A 5,215-nucleotide genomic window follows, 5' to 3' on the forward strand; every position below is an offset into this window, starting at 1 on the left:
CCGCCGGAGAGCGCCCCCGGCTCGCTCCGGAAGCGGGCGCACGGCTCACCGGGGACGTGGACACAACGACGACGGGGCCCGCCGCGATACCGCGGCGGGCCCCTTTGGTGTGTCCGGGTCCGGTGTGTCCGGGGATCAGTCCCGGTCGCCGGTGTCGGCGGTGTCGTCGAGGCCGTCGCCCTCGGGCTCGTCCTCGGCGAGGATGCGGTACAGGCCGCGCTTGCTCTCGGCCAGCAGCCGCTTGGCGCGGTCCACCTGCTCGGGCGTTCCGGCCTGGGCCACCTGGAAGGCGGCGGCGCCGAGCTGGGCGGCCAGGGAACCGATCTCCTCGTAGCGCGAGCGGTCGTCGGCGTAGGCGTCGGCGGCGGCCTCCCACGGCGGGGTCAGGTCGGCGCCGTGCTCCTCAAGGTGGTCGATGCCCTCCTCGGTGAGCTTGTAGGGGCGGCGGCGGCCCTCGCCCTCCTGCTGGACGATGAGCCCCTCGTCCTCCAGCTGCTGGAGCATCGGGTAGATGGAGCCGGGGCTGGGGCGCCAGGCCCCGCCGCTGCGTTCGCGGCCCTCCCGGATGATCTCGTAGCCGCTGCGCGGCTCCTCGGCCAGCAGCATCAGGATGCCGGTGCGCACGTCGCCGCGCCGGGCCCGGGACCCGCCGCGCCGGTGTCCCCCGCGGCCGCCGCCGTGCCCGCCGAAGGGACCGAACCCTCCGAAGGGCCCGCCGGGCCCGAACGGTCCGGGCCCCCAGCCGCCGGGGCCTCCCGGCGGCATCGGCGGCATGGGGGGCTCGGGCGGCACCGGGCCGAAGTCGGGGCGGGGGCCGCCGCCGTGCGGGTGCCCGCGGCGGCGTCCGCCGCCGCGCCGGCCCTCGGTGAAGTGGCGCGAGCGGGGGCCGTAGGGGCGGTCGTCGCGGTCGTCGTTCCGGTCCCAGGGACCGGGAAGTGCCATGGCGGTCATGGTGTTCTCCCTCGAGTCGATACAGAGCGACTGTCATGCTCTGTTCTGATAGCTCAAAGATATATCGCTAACTTTGGAGTGGCAAGTCAGGGCACGAAAAAATCCCCGTGCGCCGGGCCACGGCACACGGGGATCCAGGTCACTCGAGTTTTAGTAGTCGACGGCGTACGCCCCCAGCAGGCTCTTCATCTCGCCGTTGAACTCCGGGGAGATCCGCACCGAGTAGCGGTCCACCGCGAAGACCTTGGAGCGGACCGGGTTGTCCACCCGGATGCGCACCGGGGTCCCCCCCTGGTGGGAGCTGAGCACCTGGCGCAGCTCCTCCACCAGCTCCGGGGTCAGGCGCTTCTCGTCGACGGTGAGCAGCACCGGCGGTTCGCCCTCGGTGATGTGCGAGATGTCCAGCATGGACAGCTCCGAGGCGAACATCGACCAGGTGCCGTCCCGGTCGTTGAGGCGGCCCTTGACCGTCACCGCGGTGTCCTCGATGAGGGCGTCCACGTACAGCGGGAAGGTCTTGGGGAAGAACAGCACCTCCATGGCGGCGTCCAGGTCCTCCACGGTGGCGATCGCCCACTGGTTGCCCGCCTTGTTCACCCGCTTCTCCACCTTGGAGATCAGGCCGGCGATGCGCACCTCGTTGCGTTCGCGGCTCATCTCCCCGGCGACGATCTGGGCGATGGAGGTGTCCCGGGAGCGGGCCAGCACCCGCTCGGCGCCGGCCAGCGGGTGGCTGGACACGTACAGGCCGAGCATCTCGCGTTCGAAGGCGAGCTTGGTCTTGCGGTCCCACTCCTCGTCGCCCCACTGGATGTTCAACCCGATGGGGGTGGAGTCGCCGCCCTCGTCCGCGCCGCCGAACAGGTCGAACTGGCCGTGGGCCTCCTGCTTCTTGGAGCTGATCATGCCGTCGACGGCCACCTCGTGGTGGCGGTACAGCTCCCGGCGCGGCTGGCCCAGGGAGTCGAAGGCGCCCGACTTGATCAGGGACTCGATGACGCGCTTGTTGCAGGCGGCGAGCTCGATCTTGGAGAGGAAGTCCGTGAAGGAGGTGTACTTGCCCTTCTCGGTGCGGCTCTTGATGATCGAGTTGACGACGTTGGCGCCGACGTTGCGGACCGCGCCCATGCCGAAGCGGATGTCCTTGCCGACGGGGGTGAAGCGCAGACCGGACTCGTTGACGTCGGGCGGGAGCACCTTGATGCCCTGGGCGCGGCACTCGGCGAGGTAGACCGCCATCTTGTCCTTGTCGTCGCTGACCGAGGTCAGCAGCGCGGCCATGTACGCGGCGGGGTGGTTGGCCTTGAGGTAGGCGGTCCAGTAGGAGACCAGCGCGTACCCGGCGGCGTGCGACTTGTTGAACGCGTAGCCCGCGAACGGGAGCATGACGTCCCACAGGGCCTGGATGGCCTCCTTGGAGAAGCCGCGCTCCATCGCGCCGGGGAAGAACTTGGCCTCCTCCTCTTCCAGGGCCTCCTTCTTCTTCTTGCCCATCGCGCGCCGCATCAGGTCGGCGCCGCCCAGCGTGTACCCGGCCAGCTGCTGGGCGATGGCCATGATCTGCTCCTGGTACACAAGCAGGTGGAAGGTCTCCCCGAGGATCGGCTCCAGGGCGTCCTTGAGCTCCGGGTGGATCGGGGTGATCTCCTGCCGCCCGTTCGAGCGGTCCGCGTAGTCGTTGTGCGCGTTGGCCGCCATCGGACCGGGCCGGTACAGCGACAGGACGGCCGCGATGTCACCGAACTTCTTCGGCTCCATCCGCTTGAGCAGGTTGCGCATGGCGCCGCCGTCCAGCTGGAACACGCCGAGGGTGTCACCGCGCGAGAGCAGCTGGTAGGTCTTCTTGTCATCGAGGGAGAGCGTGGAGAGGTCGATGTCGATCCCCTCCGCCTCCTTGATGGACTTGACCGCGTCGTCCATGATCGTCAGGTTGCGCAGGCCCAGGAAGTCCATCTTGAGCAGACCCATCTCCTCGCACTGAGGGTAGGGAAAGCCGGTGATGATGGCGCCGTCGGCGTCGCGCTTGTGCAGCGGGATGACGTCGAGCAGGGGTTCCTTGGACAGGATGACGCCGGCGGCGTGCACACCGGTGCCGCGGGTCAGGCCCTCGATACCGCGCGCGGTCTCCATGACCTTGGCGACCTGGGGGTCGTTGTCGACCAGGTTGCGCAGCTCGGTGGTCTCGCTGTAGCGCTCGTGCTCGGTGTTGAACACCGCGTCGAGCGGGATCTCCTTGCCGCCGACGGCCGCCGGGAAGGCCTTGGTGATCTGGTCGCCGACCGAGTAGGGCATGCCCAGGATGCGGGTGGAGTCCTTGACCGCGGCCTTGGCCTTGATGGTGCCGAAGGTGAGGATCTGCGCCACCCGCTCCTCGCCGTACAGGCGGGTGACGTACTCGATCATCTCGCCGCGGCGGCGCTCGTCGAAGTCGAGGTCGACATCGGGCATGGACACGCGTTCGGGGTTGAGGAACCGCTCGAACAGCAGGCCGTGCTCCATCGGGTCCAGGTCGGTGATGCCCAGGACGTAGGCGATCATCGAGCCGGCCGCCGAACCACGGCCCGGGCCCAGCGCGATGCCGTTCTTGCGGGCGTACTGGCAGATGTCGGAGACCACGAGGAAGTAGGCGGGGAAGCCCATCTCGTTGATGATGCCGAGCTCGAACTCCACCCGCTGGCGGACCTCGTCGCGGGTGCCGTCCGGGTAGCGGGTGGGCAGCAGCCGTTCGACCTCCTTGGCCAGCCAGGAGGACTGGGTCTCCCCCTCGGGGACCGGGAAGACCGGCATCAGGTCGCGGTGGGCGAAGACCTCGTCGTAGGCGTGGGGGTCGATGCGCTCGGCGATCAGCAGGGTGTTCTTGCAGCCCTCGGCCCACTGCTCGAAGTTGAGCAGCCCGCGCATCTCGTCGGCGGTCTTGAGGTAGTAGCCCGAGCCGTTGAACCGGAACCGGGTGGGGTCGTCCAGGTTCTTGCCCACCCCCACCGCCAGCAGCGCGTCGTGGGCGTCGGCCTGGGACTCGTAGACGTAGTGGGAGTCGTTGGTGACCAGCGGCGGGATGCCCAGGTGCTTGCCGACCTTGAGGAGGCCGTCGCGGACCTCCTTCTCGATGGGCACGCCGTGGTCCATCAGCTCCAGGAAGACGTTCTCCTTGCCGAAGATGTCCTGGAGCCCGGCGGCGTACTCGATCGCCTCCTTCTCCTGGCCCAGCCGCAGCCGGGTCTGCACACCCCCGGAGGGGCAGCCGGTGGAGACGATGATGCCCTCGCTGTTCTCGGACATCAGCTCCAGGTCCATGCGGGGCTTGGTGTAGTAGCCGTCGACGGACGCGAGCGAGGACATCTTGAAGAGGTTGCGCAGCCCGGTGGCGTTGCGGGCCAGCATCGTCATGTGCAGGAAGCGGCCGCCGCCGGAGATGTCCTTGGCGCCTTCGGTCGCGGTGTCGTCCGACCCGCTGGCCCGCCCCCAGAACACCCGCTTCTTGTGGAAGCGCGACTCGGGCGCCACGTAGGCCTCGATGCCGATGATCGGCTTGACGCCGGAGCCCTTGGACTGCTGGTAGAACTCGTACGCCCCGAACATGTTGCCGTGGTCGGTCATCGCGACCGCCGGCATGCCCAATCTGCCCGCTTCTTTGAAGAGGGGCTTGAGCTTGGCCGCACCGTCGAGCATGGAGTACTCGGTGTGGACATGCAGGTGGACGAAGGAGTCTGCCATGGGCGGAATGCTCCCCAGTGGGTGGACGGACAGGAGATACCTCCTGAGCCTACGACTTCCCCACGACCTTCGGGGCCCGTGCGCCGCGACCACCCCAGAACGGGACCGCGTCCCAGCCCCACCGCAGGGGTGACGGCGGCAGGGGGCCTCCTGCCCGAGACCCCAGGGGGTTGCCCACCTTCCCCGAAGCCCTCAGCCCCAGCCCGGCCCCTCCTGGAGCCCTCGGCCACGGCCGGAGGGTGTTGTGCTTGCCCTGCCCCAGGGGGTTTCCCACCTGGTCTGGGACCCTTGGCCACAGCCCGATCAGATCCCTGGCCTCCCCCGCCGTAGGGGGTGGCGGCCGCGGGAGGCCTCCGGCCCCGGCCCCAGGGGGTTGCTCACCTGACCTGGGGCCTCAGCCCCAGCCCGGTCACATCCCCGGCCTCCCCCGCCCCAGGGGGTGACGGCCGCGGGAGGCCTCCCGCCCCCACCCCAGGGGGTTACCCACCCAACCTGGAGCCTCAGCCCCAGCCCGGTCACATCCCCGGCCTCCCCCGCCCCAGGGGGTGAC

The 5,215-nt window shown here is 69.5% G+C and carries 2 protein-coding genes; both read right to left on the bottom strand.

Annotated elements, in window-relative coordinates:
- Positions 1-135: 135 nt before the first annotated feature.
- Positions 136-951, bottom strand: a complete 816-nt coding sequence (locus ACJOT3_RS32150; RefSeq protein WP_406976899.1) for a PadR family transcriptional regulator — start codon at positions 949-951, stop codon at positions 136-138.
- A gap of 150 nt (positions 952-1,101) precedes the next feature.
- Positions 1,102-4,665, bottom strand: coding sequence for a DNA polymerase III subunit alpha (gene dnaE, locus ACJOT3_RS32155; RefSeq protein WP_406976900.1), 3,564 nt, complete (start codon positions 4,663-4,665; stop codon positions 1,102-1,104).
- Between the last annotated feature and the right edge of the window lie 550 nt (positions 4,666-5,215).

The sequence above is a fragment of the Nocardiopsis protaetiae genome, from assembly GCF_045446735.1.
GTDB lineage: Bacteria > Actinomycetota > Actinomycetes > Streptosporangiales > Streptosporangiaceae > Nocardiopsis > Nocardiopsis protaetiae.

Bases quoted from the DNA above. Each gene is read 5' to 3' on its own strand.
- ACJOT3_RS32150 (WP_406976899.1), bottom strand. From the start codon at position 951: ATGACCGCCATGGCACTTCCCGGTCCCTGGGACCGGAACGACGACCGC.
- dnaE (WP_406976900.1), bottom strand. From the start codon at position 4,665: ATGGCAGACTCCTTCGTCCACCTGCATGTCCACACCGAGTACTCCATG.